The following is a 16,374-nucleotide window of genomic DNA, read 5'->3' on the forward strand; positions in this document are numbered from 1 at the left end:
ACCCCCCGCCCGGGCCCCGCGGGGGGGCGGCGTGTCGCCCGCGGGGGTCGGCGGGCCGCCCGCGGGCGTCGGGGTGCCGCCCGGCCGCGTCCGCGTGGGCGGGTCGCTTCGGCGGCCGCCGAAGCGACCGGGTCGTACCGTGGGGGCATGGAGACGATCGCGCTGGCGGAGGTGGCCGCGGTGCTCGCCGACCCGAGCCGCGCCACCATGTGCCTGGTCCTGCTGGACGGGCGGGCGTGGACGGTCGGCGAGCTGGCCAAGGCGGCCGGGATCGCGCTGTCGACGGCGAGTGAGCACGTCACCCGGCTGGTCGACGCGGGGTTCGTCGCGCGGGTGAAGCAGGGGCGGGCGAGCTACGTCCGGATCGCCGACCCGCGCGTGGCCGAGCTCATCGAGCACCTGGCCCAGCACGCCGAGCACCGGCCGGTGACCGGGCTGAAGTCGTCGGTGCGGGTGCGGCGGCTCGGGTTCGCGCGCACCTGTTACGACCATCTGGCCGGTCTCGTCGGCGTCGCGCTGCGTGACGGCATGCTGGCCGAGGGGCTGGTCAGCACCGAAGACGGGCTCGCACTGACCGAACGCGGCCGGTCGACCTTCGACGAGCTGGGCGTGCCGGTGCCGGACGTGCGGCGGGCCCTGCTGCGCGACTGTCTGGATTGGACGGAGCGCCGGGACCACCTCGCCGGGGCGCTGCCCGCGGCGCTGCTCGAGCGGGCCATCGACGCCGGCTGGGTCGCCGCCGAGGGCAACCGCGCCGTGAAGGTGCTGCCCGCGGCCGAGAAGCCGTTCGCGGCGCTGGGCGTCGATCTCGCCGCGTTGCAGCCTTAACACACAAGGTGTCCGACTCGTCCCAGTGGTACACGAACGAGTTAATCCGGCCGCTTCACTATTCTGAGGGCCCCACGGCACTCGGGAGGGAGGCGGCATGGACCAGCTTCCCGTGCTGCTCGGCGTCGGCGGTGTCGTCCTGCTCGCCTCCGTGCTCGCCGTGCGCGTCTCGATCCGGCTCGGCCTGCCCTCGCTGCTGCTCTACCTCGGCATCGGCGTCGTGCTGGGGGAATCCGGCTTCGGCATCCGCTTCGACAACCCCGGCCTGACCCAGTCGCTCGGCCTCGCCGCGCTCGTCATGATCCTCGCCGAAGGCGGGCTGACGACCCGGTGGTCGGCGGTGAAACCCTCACTGGGCATCGGAATCGTACTGTCCACAGTGGCCGTCGTGGTGAGCATCGCGGTCACCGGCGCGGCCCTGCACTGGCTGCTCGGCCTCGACTGGCGGCTCGCGCTGCTGTGGGGCGCGGTCCTCTCGTCGACCGACGCGGCGGCGGTCTTCTCGGTGCTGCGCACGGCCGGGATCGGCAAGCGCCTGGTCGGCGCGCTGGAGCTGGAGTCCGGCATCAACGACGCGCCGGCCTACATCGCCGTCGTGGTGCTGGCCGAGGGCACCACTGTGGACTGGACGCTGCCGTTCCTGGCGGTCTACGAGCTGGCGGCCGGCCTGGCGATCGGGCTGGCCTTCGGCTGGCTCGGCGGGATCGCGCTGCGGCGGGCCGCGCTCCCGGCGACCGGCCTGTACCCGCTGGCCACGGTCGCGGTGTGCGTCGTCGCGTACTCGTCCGGGCAGCTGCTGCACGCGTCGGGCCTGCTCGCCACCTACGTCGCCGCGCTGGTGCTGGGCAACTCGCGGCTCCCGCACCGCTCGGACACCCTGTCGTTCGCCGAAGGCCTGGGCTGGCTGGCGCAGATCGGGCTGTTCGTCCTGCTCGGCCTGTTCGCGTCGCCGAGCCGGCTGCTCGAGACGCTGGTGCCGGGCCTGGTCGCGGGCGCCGTCGTGCTGCTGCTGGCGCGGCCGATCTCGGTGGTGCTTTCGATGCTGCCGTTCCGGTTGCCCTGGCGGGAACAGGCGTTCCTGTCGTGGGCCGGCCTGCGCGGCGCGGTGCCGATCGTGCTCGCGATGATCCCGCTGTCGGAGGGCCTGCCCGGCGCCCAGCGGCTGGTCGACGCGGTGTTCGTGCTGGTCATCGTGCTGACGCTGCTCCAGGGCGCGACCCTCGGCCCGCTCGCGCGCTGGCTCGGGCTGTCGAAGAAGTCCGAGGCGTACGAGCTCGACGTCGACTCCGCCCCGCTGGACGAACTGGGCGCCGAGCTGCTCCAGGTCCGCATCCAGCCGGGCTCGAAGCTGCACGGCGTCTACCTGTCCGAGCTGCGGCTCCCGGTGGGCGCGACGGTCAGCCTGGTCGTCCGCGAGGGAGCGGGCTTCACCCCGCAGAAGACGAGCCGCCTGCAGGAGCACGACCAGCTCCTGGTGGTCACGACGGCCACGGTCCGCGACGACGTCGAGCGCCGGCTGCGCGCGGTGGACCGCGCGGGCCGCCTGGCCCGCTGGCGCGGCGAGTCGGGCCTCTAGCGGGGTTGTCCACATCCGCACCAGTTGTCCACAGATTTCCCAGGCACGCGTTTTCGCAGGTCAGTGGCGGTAGACTGGACAGGGGACGCCCCCCAGGGAGTGGTGGGGGCTGTCTGTGGTCAGGGCCTTGTCCAGTGCTTGTCCGATCTTCGCGCCTACCTGGTGATCTTTTTCCGCAAGGGTGAATGACCCTCACCGAGATCTTCCCTGCGTTCCTCCTTTTGGCTTACCCTGCGCTCCATTCGTTAGCTCGAATGGGTGAGAATTGAGCCGAAGGAGTACGCAGGGTGAGGAAACTTCACGTGCGCGGAGCCGGTCTGGTCGCGGCGGCCGTCCTGGGGCTCGGGCTTGCCGCCGCTCCGGACGCAGCCGCGGAGGTGGGCCCCTTTCCGGCGCTCGCGCTGCCGTTCAAGGCGGGCCAGCAGGTGTACTCGGCGGGCATCCACTCCGACGACGGCAGCACCGGCGTGAAGAACGCCCTCGACCTCAGCCCGGCCGACAAGACCGTGCGGGCGCCGCTGGCCGGCACGGTCCACCTGCAGCACTGCGCGGGCGGCGACTGGGTGACCATCGACCACGCCGGCGGCTGGCGCACCGGGTACTACCACATGGAGGGCATCAAGGTCACCGACGGTGAGCAGGTCGAGGCCGGCGACGTGCTCGGGTCGACCGGCAACGCCCTGCCGTGCGGCGGCAGCAGCACCGGCGCCCACGTGCACTTCACGCTCTGGACGCTGCCCGACGAGACCGCCGCGAACTGGAGTGGCCTCGCGTACAGCCAGCTGTCGACGACGGTCGCGGCGGCCCACGGCGAGCCGATCGACGGGAAGACGTTGGGCGGCTGGCTTTTCACCGCGGGTGCGGACCAGTACACCGGCACCGCGACGCACCTCGCCGACCGCATGGTGACGCAGCTGCCGGGCCACTTCCGCGCGAAGCTCTGACCCTTCTCGAATCCTGCTCGGCTTGTGAGCGGTGTCTCAGAATGTGAGGAGGGGGCTGGCAGCCACGCCGATTCTCGGTTACCTTCTGTGTCAGGTCATGAGTGCCAGCGTCAAGCCCCGGCTTGCTGGCCGGCAACCCTCCTTCCGCGGTGGGGTGCCCCGGGTGAAGACCGGGCCGGTCGCGCCGTGCGACGGGCAAGCGCGGGCCCCTCGCCGGGGGTCCCCCGGATCGCCGAGGAGGCACCGATGACTCTCGCCATCGATCGCACCAGCACCCCCCAGCCCGTTGAAACCCTTGCGCCGCAGGCCATTCCGGCGGTCGCGGGTGCCTCGCTGCGGGTCCCGCTCGTCACCGGCGGCGACATCGGCTACGCCAACCTCGACCACGCGGCGAGCGCGCCGTGTCTCGACGCCGTGCGCTCGGCCGTCGACGAGTTCCTGCCCTGGTACGCCAGCGTCCACCGCGGTGCGGGCTTCGCGTCGCAGGTCTCCACGAAGCTCTACGAGCGCACCCGCGACACCCTGCGCCGGTTCGTCGGCGCGCGGAAGACCGACACGGTCGTGTTCACCCGCAACACCACCGATTCCTTCAACCTGCTCGCCCGCAGCCTCCCGCCGCGCACCTCGGTGATCGTGTTCGACACCGAGCACCACGCCGCGCTGCTTCCGTGGCAGGGCCCGAACGTCCGCCGGATCCCGACCCCGCGCACCCGGCTCGCGGCAGTGTCCGCTGTGGACGAAGCCCTCGCGGAATCCCCGCAGGGGCCCCGGCTGGTCGTCGTCACCGGCGCGTCCAACGTCACCGGCGAGCTGCTCCCGGTGGCGGAAATCGCGGCGGTGGCCCGGAAGCACGGCGCCCGGATCGCCCTCGACGCCGCCCAGCTCGCGCCGCACCGCCGGGTTTCCCTGCGGGAGCTGGACGTCGACTACGTCGCGCTGTCCGGCCACAAGCTGTACGCGCCCTTCGGGGCGGGCGCGCTGATCGGCCGCGCCGACTGGCTGCGCGCCGCCCGGCCGTACCTCGCCGGCGGCGGCGCGACCAAGCTCGTCACCGAGGACGCCGTCGTCTGGAACACCGGCCCCGAGCGCCACGAAGCCGGTTCTCCCAACACTGTCGGCGTGTACGCGCTGGGCGTCGCCTGCGAAACCCTCAGCCGGAACTGGGACGCCGTCGAAGCGCACGAGCAGGCCCTGCTCACCCGGCTGCGCAAGGGTCTCGAGAGCATCCCGGGCTGCGCCGAGCTGCGGCTGTTCGACGCGCCGGTCGACCGTGTCGGCACGGTCAGCTTCGTCGTCGACGGCTTCGACCCGGGCTGGCTCGCGGCGGTTCTTTCGGCGGAGTACGGCATCGGCGTCCGCGACGGCGCGTTCTGCGCCCACATCGCGGCCAAGCGCCTGATCGGCGTCACCGGCGGCGAAGGGCAGCAGGCAGTGCGCGTCAGCCTCGGCCTGGGCAGCACCGAGGAGCACGTCGACCGCGTGCTGCTGGCCCTGCGCCAGATCGTCGCCCGCGGCGCGCGCTGGGAGTACACGAAGGCGGACGGACGCTGGGCGCCGGTCGGCGACCCGCGGGAGCTGCCGCCGTTCTGCTGAGCGTTAACCTGGGCCGATGGGGAGGCACTGGGTTCCGTTGGCGTTGCTGGGTTTCGCCGAACTGGTCCTGGTCACGGTCGAGCTGTTCCAGCGCTCGGCCGTGGCCGCGGAACTCTCGGAGCACCTGCCGCCGGCGGCGGGGCGGTACTACGAGGGCCTGTTCGGCTTCCGGATCGAAGGGTCCGGGAACACGCAGTTCCTCAGCGCCGCCGACATGACCCGGGCGTACACCGGGGGCACCGGCCCGGCGTGGCAGATCCTGATCGTGGCCGCGTTCCTCGCGGTCGTGGGCTGGTACGCCGTCACCCGGCGGCTGGGCGCGAAGCCCGTGGTGGCGATCGCGGCCGGCGTGCTCGCCGGCGTGCCGCTGGCAGACCTGCTGTTGTTCAGCGAGTTCGACTGGGACGCCGCCACCCGCGGTCCGCTGCTCGTGACGCTCGGGCTCGCCTTCGTCGCCTGGTACGAACGCAGCCCGCTGGTGCTCGCGGTGGCCGTGGTCGCCGGGGTGGTGGCCGTGACGATCGCGGACCTGCCGGGCGCGCTGATCTCCGCGACCGTGCTCGTCGCCGGTGCGTTCGCCGCTATCCTGCCCGGATGGGGAGTTCGCGAAGGTCCTGGTTCCCGTTGGCGGCGCTGGGGTTCGCCCAGCTGATCATGGTGCTGGCCGAGCTGCTGCCCGGCGAAAGCCTGGCGAGCACCGGCGAGTTCACGAGCCTGCGCGGCTACCAGATGAGCCAGGAACTTCGTGGCCTCGGCACAAACGTACTCAGCGGCGTGGGCTACCCGGCCGGCTATGACCACCTGTCCGTCGTCACCGCGGTGGACACGGTGCCCTCGGCCACGCTCGGCTGGCTGGTCGGCCTCGCCTGCGTCGTGCTCGCCGTCGCGGGCTGGTACTGGCTGAGCCTGCACCGCGCCGGGACGCCGCCGCGCACCGGCCGCTTCGTGCTCGCCGCGCTGGGTGCCCTGGCCGCCATCCCGCTGCTCGACCTGGTCGGGGCGCTGCAGCTGCGGATCCCCGGTGACGTGCGCGGTCCCCTCCTGGCGACGCTGGGCCTCCTGCTGCTGGCCGGCTACGAGCGCAGCTGGCTCGTGCTGGCCGTCACGGTGGTGTTCGCGCTGGTCACGGTGGTCTTCCTGCCGCCGGTGGCCGGGGCGCTGTGCGCGGTGGGCGTGCTGTTCGCCGGCGCGTTCGCGGTCCTCCTGCGGGGTCCCCGCGGCACTGCCGCCGACGCGGTCTGACCAGGCGTGGACAATGGAGCGGTGAGCACCGAGCCCAGCCACTCCGAACCCGACACCGACGCCGCCGCCGAGGCGGTGCCCGAGCCCGTGCAGGAGACGCCGGAAACCCCGGCGAAGCAGCTGCCGAAGCGCCGCGTGGGCTGGGTGTTCGCGGTCGCGGTCGTGTTCTGGGCGATCGACCTGGTCACGAAGAACCTGGTCGCCGCGAACCTCGAGGGCAAGGAGCCGGTCCGGATCCTCGGCGGGCTGATCTACCTGCAGGTGATCCGCAACCCGGGTGCCGCGTTCTCGATGGCCACCGGCATGACGTGGGTGCTGGCGCTGGTCGCGGTCGCCGTCGTCATCGCGATCATCTGGCTGTCGCGGCGGCTGCGCTCGATCGGCTGGGCGATCGGCCTCGGCCTGGTGCTGGCCGGTGCCCTGGGCAACCTCACCGACCGGATCTTCCGCGCGCCCGGCGGGCTGCAGGGCCACGTCGTCGACTTCATCTCGGCGTTCGCCCCCAACGGCAAGGGCTTCGCGATCTTCAACATCGCCGACTCGGCCATCTGCGTCGGCGGCGCGCTGATCGTGCTGCTGTCCCTGCTGGGCAAGGATTACGACGGCACGTCGACCAAGGACAAGAAGAAGGCCGAGCAGGAGCAGGGGGACCAGGCGTGAGCTCGCGGATGCTCCCGGTGCCCGACGGGCTCGACGGGATGCGGGTCGACGCCGGCCTCGCCAAGATGCTCGGGCTGTCCCGCACGGTCGTCGCGGAGCTCGCCGAATCCGGTGACGTGCTGCTGGACGGCCGCCCGGCCGGCAAGTCGGACAGGCTGGCCGCGGGCGGGCTGCTGGAGGTCACGCTCCCGGAGCCGGCGAACCCGGTCGAGATCGTCGCCGAGCCGGTCGAAGGCATGCAGATCCTCCACGACGACGACGACATCGTCGTGATCTCCAAGCCGGTCGGTGTCGCCGTGCACCCGAGCCCGGGCTGGACCGGCCCGACGGTGGTCGGTGGCCTCGCCGCGGCCGGCCTGCGCATCGCGACGTCGGGGGCGGCCGAGCGCCAGGGTGTGGTGCACCGGCTCGACGCGGGCACCACCGGCGTCATGGTGGTGGCCAAGAGCGAGCACGCGTACACCGTGCTGAAGCGCGCGTTCAAGGAACGCACGGTCGACAAGGGCTACCACGCGATCGTCCAGGGCCACCCGGACCCGACCCGCGGCACCATCGACGCGCCGATCGACCGCCACCCCCGCCACGACTACAAGTTCGCGGTGGTCCAGGGCGGCCGCCCGAGCGTGACGCACTACGAGGTCGTCGAGGCGTTCCGCGCGGCGTCGCTGGCGCACATCAAGCTCGAAACCGGGCGGACGCACCAGATCCGCGTCCACTTCTCGGCGTTGAAGCACCCGTGCGTCGGCGATCTGACGTACGGCGCGGACCCGGTGCTGGCCCGCAAGCTCGGCCTGAACCGGCAGTGGCTGCACGCGAAGACGCTGGGGTTCGCCCACCCGTCGGACGGCAGGTGGGTCCAGTTCGAGTCGGAGTACCCGGACGACCTGGCGAACGCGCTGAAGCTCCTGCAGGACGAGAGCTACTAGTGAGGCTTATTCAGCCGTCGCCCGCCGCATGACCTCTCCGGTAGCCGGCGGTTTCCGCGCGGGCCGCGGCGGGCTAGCCAGAATAAGCCTCAGTCCTCGATCGACCAGGTGAGCGTGCGCTCGTCGGGTTCCGGCCGCGGGCTCCAGCGGACCGAGACCACGCGGGTGGTGTCCGGCAGCACGTAAACCGTGTGGCCGCCCAGGGTTTCGCCCGGTTTGACGCCGATCTTGTGCGGCGGCCGCGAGGTCAGCGACACCGGGGCCTTGCCGACCGCCTGGCCGTCGGCGGTGAGCAGCTCGAGGTAGTTGTCCGGCAGGGACGCGAACGGGATCGCGCCGCGGTTGGTGATCTCCGTGTGCACGACGACCGAGCGTTCGCCCTCCTCCAGGCGGTAACCGGCCGCGCCGAACAGGAAGTCCGCCGGGTCCTGGACCTCGAGCAGCTGCACCGTCAGCTGCTCGCCCTCCAGGCCCTGGGTTTCCATGACCTCGCCGAGCCGGCCCTTCTTGCCACCGGGGGCACCCCCGGCCCGCGGGGGTTCGTCGCCGCGGGCCCAGGACGCCGTCTGCGGCACGCCCCACGTGCTCACCACGGGGTCGGGCCGAGGCGGGGCGAACTGCTGCTGCTGTGGCGGCCGGGGCGGCGGGCCGGGATAACGCCCGGACGGCGTGCCCTGGACGTTGTACGGCCCTGAAGGCGCACCTTGGACGTTGTACGGCCCTGAGGGCGCACCCTGCACGTTGTACGGCCCCGAAGGCCCACCCTGGACGTTCTGCGGCGGCGGCATCTGCGGCACCGGGTGCGACGGCGGGGCCTGCGCCGGGAACTGCTGCGAGCCGGGCGGCCGGTTCGCCCACGACGGCGGCGAGCCCGCGATGGCCGCGCGCAGCCCGTTCGGATCACTTTCGACGCCGACGAGCAGGGGCAGCCCGCTGCCGCTCAGCGCGACCAGCCGGTAGGCGACTTCACGGGGATCCATGCCGACCTTGGCCGCCAGCTCGTGCACGGCCGCCTTGCCCAGCTCGGCGAGCGCGGCGAGCAGGCGGGTATCCACGGGATCGGTCACAGCCACTCGGTGCACGCTACCGCCTCGCCGATCGGCCCGCGCCGAAGCCCGTCCGCCCCCGGCGAACTGACGCGCGTTCCTGTCGGTGATCTCCGTTAGGGTCGCGAACGAGCACACCATCGACGCTGGGGGTCCTGCCCATGACCGCGGTCACCGAACTCGCCGACGAGTTCGTCGAAGCCCTGTTCGCCGCCGATCCGCTGACGCCGGCGCTGCTGGGCAACCGCCCGGCCGAGCCGGGTCTGCCGGACGTCACGGCGGGCGCCGAACAGGCCTTCCGCGCCCGGCTCACGGAGTTCGCCGAGCGGGCCCGCGCGCTGGACCCGGCCGGGCTGTCGGCCGAGGACCGCGTCACCCGCGAGGTCCTGATCACCTCGGCGGCCGACCGGATCGCGGGCATCGACTCCCGGATGACCGAGTTCACCGTGACCGACATCTTCACCGGCCCGGCGGCCATGCTGCTCACCGCGCTGCCGATGACCACGGTGACCGCGGGCGAGGCGGCCGAGGCCCAGCTCGGGCGGCTCGCCGCCGTCCCGGAGTTCCTGCGCCAGTCCGCCCAGCGGCACACCCAGGGCATCGCCGACGGCCTCACGCCGGTCGCCCGCCTGGTCGACGCCGCGATCGCGCACCTCGACCGCTACCTCGCCGACCCGGCCGCCGACCCGCTGCGCCGCCAGCCCGCGCCGGACGACGAGTTCGCGCGGCGGCGCGACGAGCTGCTGGCCGACGTCGTCCGCCCGGCCTTCGCCGAGTACCGCGAGTTCCTCGTCTCCGAGGTGGCCGCCCACGGCCGTCCCGACGACCGGCCCGGCCTGTCCTGGCTGCCCGGCGGCGAGGAGACCTACGCCCGGCAGGCCCGGCTGCACACCACCACCGACCGCACCCCGGCGCAGCTGCACCAGACCGGTCTCGACGTCATCGCCTCGCTCGCCGCGGAGTACCGCGAGCTGGGCGCGAAGGTGTTCGGCACCGACGACCTCGGCCGGATCTTCGAGCACCTGCGCACCGATCCCGCGCTGCGCTGGACCAGCGGCGAGGAGCTGCTGGAGTCCGCCCGCGCGGCCATCGCCAGGGCCGACGCCGAGGCGCCGAAGTGGTTCGGCCGGATCCCGCCGCAGCCGTGGACGGTCGAACCGGTCCCGGAGGAGGCCGCGCCCGGCGCGCCCATCGCTTACTACATGCGCCCGGCCACCGACGGCTCCCGGCCGGGCATCTACTTCGCGAACACCTACGAGGCCACCGAGCGCTTCCGGCACGCGGCCGAGTCGACGGCGTTCCACGAGGCCGTGCCCGGTCACCACTTCCAGCTCAGCACCGCGCTCGGCCTGACCGACTTGCCGCTGCTGCGCCGCATCGGCGACTTCACCGCCTACACCGAGGGCTGGGGCCTCTACAGCGAGCGGCTCGCCGAGGAGATGGGCCTCTACTCCGACGACGTCGCCCGCCTCGGCATGCTCACCGGCGACTCGCTGCGCGCGGGCCGGCTGGTCGTCGACACCGGCCTGCACGCGCTGGGCTGGAGCCGGCAGCAGGCCGTCGACTACCTGGTCGAGCACACGCCGATGGCGCGCGTCGAGATCGAGGCCGAGGTCGACCGGTACATCGCGTGGCCGGGCCAGGCCCTGGCGTACATGGTGGGGCGGCTGGAGATCCAGCGCGTCCGGGCGGACGCGCAGCGGCGGCTGGGCACCCGGTTCGACATCCGCGCGTTCCACGACGTCGTGCTGGCCGGCGGCGCGCTGCCGCTGTCGGTGCTCGCCTCGGTCGTCGGCGACTGGGTGGCCGGGCACGGCGACACGGTCGACGGCCTGGCGGCGGAGCTCGTCGAGCTGACCTTCGAGCACGACCCGCTGGCCCCGTCGATCCTCGGCCTGCCGGGGGAGCACGACCGGCTCGCCGACCAGACCAGGGAGGGCCAGGAGCGCATCCGCACCGCCTACACCGAGCTCGCCGCGCGGGCCCGGGCCCTCCCGGCCGTCGCGCTGACGCCGGAAGAGGGCGTGACACGCGAGGTCGTGATCGCCGCCGCCGAGGTCGAGGCCGATCGGCTCGCGTCGCGGATGACCGACATCGCGGTCAGCACCGGGTTCACCTCGGCCGCGCTGGGCCTGCTCATGCAACTGCCCTTCTACAAGCTGGACGACGAGAAGAAGGCCCGCGGTTACCTCGCCCGGCTCACCGCCATCGAGCCGTTCCTCGCGGCGCTGACCGAGCGGCAGCGCGAAAGCCTGGCCGACGGGCTGGTGCCGCCGGCCCACCTCGTCCGCGTCGGCGTCGAGTACGTCGAGCGCTACCTCGGCGCGCCGGACGCCGACCCTCTGAAGGTGGCCACAACGGCGGACGTCGAAGGCTTCGAGGCCGAGCGTGACCGGCTGCTCGCCGAGGTCGTCCACCCGGCGTACGCGCGCTACCGCGACTTCCTGCGCACCGAGGTCGAGCCGGTGGGGCGGCCCGACACCGAGCCGGGGATCGGGCACGTGCCGGGCGGCGCCGAGCGGTACGCCGCGATGATCCGCGCGGAGACGACCACCGAGCGCACGGCGCGGGACCTGCACGACACCGGCCTGGCGATCATCGAGGAGCTCGCGGGCGAGTACCGCGAACTCGGCGGGAAGGTGTTCGGCACCACCGATCTCGCGGAGATCTTCGAGCGCCTGCGCACCGACCCGGCCCTGCGCTGGCGGGACGGCGAGGAGCTGCTCGCCGCCGCCCGCGACGCGATCGCGCGCGCGGAAGCCGTGGCGCCGCAGTGGTTCTCGCGCATCCCGGCGGAGAAGTGCGTGGTCGCGCCGGTGCCGGAAGCCGACGCCGCCAGCGGCACGATCGCCTACTACCTCCAGCCGTCCCTCGACGGGTCCCGCCCGGGCACCTACTACGCGAACGTCTACGAAGCGGACAAGCGCCCGCGGTTCACCAGCGAGGCGATCGCGTTCCACGAAGCCGTGCCGGGGCACCACTTCCAGCTGAGCCTGGCCCAGGAGCTGGGGGACCTGCCGCTGCTGCGGCGGATCGGCATGTTCAACGCCTACGCCGAAGGCTGGGGGCTCTACACCGAGCGGCTCGCCGACGAGATGGGCCTGTACTCCGACGACGTCTCGCGGTTCGGCATGCTGACCCAGGATTCGATGCGCGCCGGGCGGCTGGTCGTGGACACCGGGCTACACGCGTTCGGGTGGAGCCGGCAGCAGGCGATCGACTACCTGGTCGAGCACACGCCGATGGCGCGCCTCGAGATCGAAGCCGAGGTCGACCGCTACACGGCCTGGCCGGGCCAGGCGCTCGGCTACATGGTGGGCCGGCTGGAGATCCAGCGGCTGCGCGCGGAAGCCGAGCAGGCGCTGGGCGAGGCGTTCGACATCCGCGGGTTCCACGAGGTCGTGCTCGGCCACGGCATGCTGCCGATGACCGCGCTCGCCAAGGTCGTTTCGGACTGGGTGGCGGCGGGCGCCGGGGACACCCCGGACAGCCTCGCCGACGAGCTGGTGGCGGTGAACTTCGAGCGGGAGCCCCTGTTCCCGTCGGTGTTCGGCCTGCCCGGCGACCCCGGCAAGCTCGGGGATCCCAGCGCCGAAGCGCTGGCGGGGTTCCGCGCCCGGTACGCCGGGATCGTCGCCCGCGCCGAGGCGCTCGACCCGGCCGGTCTCCCGGCCGCCGCGCGGATCACCCGGGACGTCGTGATCTCCCAGGCGAACACCGAGATCGACCTGCTCGACTCCCGCCGGTCCGACATCGCGGTCAGCGACGGGCTCGACGCGCCCGCGCTGTCCCTGCTGATGTACCTGCCGCAGACGGTGCTGGACGACGAGCCGAAGGTCCGGGGGTACCTGGCCCGGCTGGCGGGGCTCGGCGACCTCCTCGACGCGATCACGGTGCGGCAGCGCGCGGCCGTGGCCGAGGGGTTCGTCCCGCCGGAGTTCCTGGTGCGCATCGGCATCGGCTACGTCGAGCGCTACCTGGGCGCGCCGGAGAAGGACCCCCTGAAGGTGACGCCGTCGTACGCGCTCGAAGGCTTCGAAGCCGAGCGCGACCGGCTGCTCGCCGAGGTCGTCCACCCGGCGTACGAGCGGTATCGCGCGTTCCTGGCCGACGAGGTCGCGCCGGTGGCGCGGCCCGAGACGTCGCCCGGGATCGGCCAGCTGCCCGGCGGTGCCGAGCGGTACGCGGCGCTGATCCGCGCGGAGACGACGACCGAGCGCACGGCGCAGGACCTGCACGACACGGGCCTGGAGATCATCGGGACGCTCGCGGGGGAGTACCGCGAGCTGGGCGGGAAACTGTTCGGCACCACCGATCTCGCGGAGATCTTCGACCGGATCCGGACCGACCCCGCGCTGCGCTGGCGTGACGGCGAGGAACTGCTGGAAGGCGCGCGCACGGCCATCACGCGCGCGGAAGCCGTGGCGCCGCAGTGGTTCTCTAGGGTCCCGGCGCAGCAGTGCGGCGTCGCGCCGGTGCCCGAGGCGGAGGCGACGAGCGGCACGATCGCGTACTACCTGGAGCCGTCGCTCGACGGGACCCGGCCGGGCGTCTACTACGCCAACACGCACGAGGCCGAGAAGCGCCCGCGGTTCACCAGCGAGGCGATCGCGTTCCACGAAGCCGTGCCGGGGCACCACTTCCAGCTGTGCCTCGCCCAGGAGCTCACCGGGGTGCCGCTGCTGCGGATCATCGCGCACGTCAACGCCTACGCCGAGGGCTGGGGCCTGTACGCCGAGCGGCTGGCGGACGAGATGGGGCTGTACTCCGACGACGTCTCGCGGCTGGGCATGCTGACCCAGGACTCGATGCGCGCGGGCCGCCTCGTCGTCGACACCGGGCTGCACGCGCTGGGCTGGAGCCGGCAGCAGGCCGTCGACTACCTGGTCGAGCACACGCCGATGGCGCAGCTCGAGATCGAGGCGGAGATCGACCGCTACGCCGCGAACCCGGGCCAGGCGCTCGGGTACATGGTGGGGCGGCTGGAGATCCAGCGGCTGCGGGCCGAGGCCGAGCAGGCGCTGGGTGCGGCCTTCGACATCCGCGAGTTCCACGACGTCGTGCTCGGCAACGGGACGCTCCCGCTGCCGGTGCTCGCCACCGCCGTCACCGACTGGGTGGCCGCTCGTACCTCCACCCGAGACGAGGAATGACCGTGACCTGGCTCGAACTCGCCGACGACACGCCGTTCGGCCTGGACAACCTGCCCTACGGCGTGTTCGCCGTGGGCGGGGCGCCCGAGCGCCGGATCGGCGTGCCGGTCGGCGACCGGGTGCTGGACCTGACGTCCGCGGCGGCGGAGACGGCGGCGTCGTTCGCGCCGCTGCTGACCTCCGGGGTGCTGAACCCGCTGCTGGCCGCCGGGCCGGCGACGTGGCGGGAGGTCCGCGAGAGCGTCCGGGAGTGGCTGACGGAACCGCGGTACGCCGACCAGCTGCGGCCGCACCTGGTGCCGCTGACCGAGGTGACCACGCACCTGGCGATCGAGGTCGCGGACTACGTCGACTTCTACTCCAGTGAGCACCACGCGCTGAACGCGGGCAAGATCTTCCGGCCCGACGCGGTCGAGCTGCCGCCGAACTGGAAGCACCTGCCGATCGGCTACCACGGCCGGGCCGGCACGGTGGTCGCGTCGGGCACCCCGGTCGTCCGCCCGCACGGGCAGCGCAAGCCGCGCAACGCCGAGACACCGTCGTTCGGCCCGTCGCAGCGGCTGGACATCGAGGCGGAGGTGGGGTTCGTCGTCGGCGTACCGTCCACTTTGGGCACGCCGGTGTCCACAGAGGACTTCGCCGCGCACGTGTTCGGCGTCTGCCTGGTCAACGACTGGTCGGCTCGCGACATCCAGGCGTGGGAATACCAGCCGCTGGGCCCGTTCCTGGCCAAGTCGTTCGCGACGTCGGTGTCGCCGTGGATCGTCCCGCTCGACGCGCTGGAGCACGCCCGCGTCGCCGGCCCACCGCAGGACCCGGAGCCGTTCGACTACCTGCGCACGAGCGAGAAGTGGGGGCTGGACCTGGCCATGGAGGTCCGGCTCAACGGCCACCTGGTGTCGAGCCCGCCGTTCGCCACGCAGTACTGGAACGCCGCGCAGCAGCTGGCGCACCTGACGGTCAACGGCGCGAGCCTGCGCACCGGCGACCTGTACGCGTCGGGCACGGTGACCGGCCCGGAGCCGCACCAGCGGGGCTCGCTGCTGGAACTGTCCTGGGGCGGCCGCGAACCGCTCACCCTCCCGGACGGCTCCACCCGCACCTTCCTGGAGGACGGCGACGAGGTGATCATCAGCGCAACCGCCCCGGGCCCGAACGGAACCCGAATCGGCTTCGGCGACGTCCGAGGCACAGTGGTCCCCGGCTGACCCCGGATCCCGCGTGCCGATAGGGGCATCACGCGTGTCCCGGGAGGCATCACGCGTGATCCAGCGGGCATCACGGCCGATGCCCCGCTGATCACGGGTGATGCCCCTCCAGACACGGGTGATGCCTCCCCGATCACGTGAGGTCCGGTTCTGATCACGCGATCCTCCGGACCCGGGTGTCGGACTGCGGGGGACACCGGTGGATGAGAGGGTCGGCGCGTGGAACGTGGAGCGGTGAAGGCCGTCGTGGGGAGGCCGTTCCGGCGGGCCGGGGCGACGCTGGCGCGGTACCGGGAACGCGACGGTGACCACTACGCCGCGGCGATGACCTTCTTCAGCCTGCTCGCTTTGGTGCCGCTGATCATGGTCGCCGTCTCGGTGGCCGGGTTCGTGCTGGCCGGCGACCGGCTCCTGGCCGCCGAGCTCGACCGGGTCATCGCCGCCTCGCTGCCGCCGGAGCTGGGCGGGCAGGTCACGAACGTCGTGCACACCGTCGTCGGGGAACGCGGGCGGATCGGGCTGCTCGCGCTGGCCGTCGCCGTCTACTCGGGGTGGAGCTGGATCAGCAACGTCCGTGACGCCGTCACCGCGATGCTCGGCCAGGAACGCACCCCGCGTCCGCTGCTGCGCGGCATCGCCGCCGACGTCCTGGCGCTCGCCGGGGTGGGGATCGCGATGGCCGTCTCCTTCGGGCTGGCCTCGCTCACCGGCGCGGCCGGCGCGTGGCTGCTCGACCTCACCGGCCTGACCGGCGGGTTCGCGCACGTCGTGCTCGTCGCGGGCTCACTGCTGCTCGGGCTCGCGGCCAACTGGCTGGTCATCGCCTGGTGCCTGGCCCGGCTGCCGCGACGGCCGCTGCCACTGCGCTCGACGTTGCGCCCGGCCGGGGCCGCCGCCGTCGGGCTCGGCGCGATCCAGCAGGCCGGCGGCCTCTACCTGCACCTGCTCGGCCGCTCGCCGGCCGTCGCGACGTTCGGCACGCTGGTCGGCGTCCTGCTCTTCGGCTACCTGATCGTGCGCTGGCTGCTCATGGTCACGGTGTGGATCACCGTCCGGGACGACCCGCCGGCCGGCACGCTCGGCGCCGACGTCCGCTACGCCGGCACGACGCTCGGCGCCGGTGCCTCGGCGGAGCTGGTGGTCCGCACGTTGACCGGCCGGTAGCATGCGTCGCTAAGCGCTTGCTCACCTCAGGAGG

The 16,374-nt window shown here is 73.0% G+C and carries 12 protein-coding genes and 1 riboswitch; of the genes, 11 read left to right on the top strand and 1 reads right to left on the bottom strand.

From position 1 onward, the window contains the following. Nucleotides 1-147 precede the first annotated feature (147 nt). The 8 genes from ACIOD2_RS35130 to ACIOD2_RS35165 all read left to right on the top strand — a co-directional run bounded on the left by ACIOD2_RS35130 (nt 148) and on the right by ACIOD2_RS35165 (nt 7,769). Nucleotides 148-828, top strand: coding sequence for an ArsR/SmtB family transcription factor (locus ACIOD2_RS35130; RefSeq protein ID WP_400548064.1), 681 nt, complete (start codon nt 148-150; stop codon nt 826-828). A gap of 97 nt (nt 829-925) precedes the next feature. Then, on the top strand, nt 926-2,404 hold the full coding sequence (locus ACIOD2_RS35135) for a potassium/proton antiporter (RefSeq protein ID WP_400548067.1): 1,479 nt from the start codon (nt 926-928) through the stop codon (nt 2,402-2,404). 287 nt (nt 2,405-2,691) lie between these two features. Next, the gene (locus ACIOD2_RS35140; RefSeq protein WP_400548070.1) at nt 2,692-3,348 is read left to right on the top strand and encodes a M23 family metallopeptidase; all 657 of its coding nucleotides are present in this window, start codon (nt 2,692-2,694) and stop codon (nt 3,346-3,348) included. Nucleotides 3,349-3,441: 93 nt separating this feature from the next. Continuing rightward, a riboswitch (SAM riboswitch) is annotated at nt 3,442-3,556 on the top strand. Nucleotides 3,557-3,594: 38 nt separating this feature from the next. Next, nucleotides 3,595-4,941, top strand: coding sequence for an aminotransferase class V-fold PLP-dependent enzyme (locus ACIOD2_RS35145; protein WP_400548073.1), 1,347 nt, complete (start codon nt 3,595-3,597; stop codon nt 4,939-4,941). Between the two features lie 16 nt (nt 4,942-4,957). Further along, nucleotides 4,958-5,593, top strand: a complete 636-nt coding sequence (locus ACIOD2_RS35150) for a hypothetical protein (protein WP_400548076.1) — start codon at nt 4,958-4,960, stop codon at nt 5,591-5,593. Beyond that, a complete protein-coding gene (locus tag ACIOD2_RS35155) occupies nt 5,536-6,183 on the top strand; it encodes a hypothetical protein (RefSeq protein WP_400548079.1) in 648 nt (215 codons plus the stop codon). Before ACIOD2_RS35150 ends, ACIOD2_RS35155 begins: the two co-directional genes overlap by 58 nt. 21 nt (nt 6,184-6,204) lie before the next feature. Further along, the gene (gene lspA / locus ACIOD2_RS35160) at nt 6,205-6,843 is read left to right on the top strand and encodes a signal peptidase II (protein ID WP_400548082.1); all 639 of its coding nucleotides are present in this window, start codon (nt 6,205-6,207) and stop codon (nt 6,841-6,843) included. Then, nucleotides 6,840-7,769: an RluA family pseudouridine synthase gene (locus ACIOD2_RS35165; protein ID WP_400548085.1), complete on the top strand. Its 930-nt coding sequence runs from the start codon at nt 6,840-6,842 to the stop codon at nt 7,767-7,769. Before lspA ends, ACIOD2_RS35165 begins: the two co-directional genes overlap by 4 nt. An 89-nt stretch (nt 7,770-7,858) precedes the next feature. On the opposite strand, the gene ACIOD2_RS35170 is transcribed toward ACIOD2_RS35165, so the two are convergent. Beyond that, nucleotides 7,859-8,842, bottom strand: a complete 984-nt coding sequence (locus tag ACIOD2_RS35170; protein WP_400548088.1) for an AsnC family transcriptional regulator — start codon at nt 8,840-8,842, stop codon at nt 7,859-7,861. A 134-nt stretch (nt 8,843-8,976) separates the two neighbouring features. Between ACIOD2_RS35170 and ACIOD2_RS35175 the strand changes: the two genes are divergently transcribed. The 3 genes from ACIOD2_RS35175 (at nt 8,977) to ACIOD2_RS35185 (ending at nt 16,340) form a co-directional block, all read left to right on the top strand. Further along, on the top strand, nt 8,977-13,968 hold the full coding sequence (locus ACIOD2_RS35175; protein WP_400548091.1) for a DUF885 domain-containing protein: 4,992 nt from the start codon (nt 8,977-8,979) through the stop codon (nt 13,966-13,968). Then, on the top strand, nt 13,965-15,176 hold the full coding sequence (fahA, locus tag ACIOD2_RS35180; RefSeq protein ID WP_400548094.1) for a fumarylacetoacetase: 1,212 nt from the start codon (nt 13,965-13,967) through the stop codon (nt 15,174-15,176). The genes ACIOD2_RS35175 and fahA overlap by 4 nt, the downstream gene beginning before the upstream one ends. Nucleotides 15,177-15,395: 219 nt before the next feature. Beyond that, entirely contained in the window at nt 15,396-16,340 is a 945-nt protein-coding gene (locus ACIOD2_RS35185) for a YihY/virulence factor BrkB family protein (protein ID WP_400548097.1), read from the top strand. Nucleotides 16,341-16,374: the final 34 nt, after the last annotated feature.

It is taken from the genome of Amycolatopsis sp. NPDC088138, from assembly GCF_044741685.1.
Taxonomy (GTDB): domain Bacteria; phylum Actinomycetota; class Actinomycetes; order Mycobacteriales; family Pseudonocardiaceae; genus Amycolatopsis.

Excerpts from the sequence above, each read along its gene's own strand:
- ACIOD2_RS35130 (WP_400548064.1), top strand. The coding sequence starts at position 148 with ATGGAGACGATCGCGCTGGCGGAGGTGGCCGCGGTGCTCGCCGACCCG.
- ACIOD2_RS35135 (WP_400548067.1), top strand. The coding sequence starts at position 926 with ATGGACCAGCTTCCCGTGCTGCTCGGCGTCGGCGGTGTCGTCCTGCTC.
- ACIOD2_RS35145 (WP_400548073.1), top strand. The coding sequence starts at position 3,595 with ATGACTCTCGCCATCGATCGCACCAGCACCCCCCAGCCCGTTGAAACC.
- ACIOD2_RS35150 (WP_400548076.1), top strand. The coding sequence starts at position 4,958 with ATGGGGAGGCACTGGGTTCCGTTGGCGTTGCTGGGTTTCGCCGAACTG.
- ACIOD2_RS35155 (WP_400548079.1), top strand. The coding sequence starts at position 5,536 with ATGGGGAGTTCGCGAAGGTCCTGGTTCCCGTTGGCGGCGCTGGGGTTC.
- ACIOD2_RS35175 (WP_400548091.1), top strand. The coding sequence starts at position 8,977 with ATGACCGCGGTCACCGAACTCGCCGACGAGTTCGTCGAAGCCCTGTTC.
- fahA (WP_400548094.1), top strand. The coding sequence starts at position 13,965 with ATGACCGTGACCTGGCTCGAACTCGCCGACGACACGCCGTTCGGCCTG.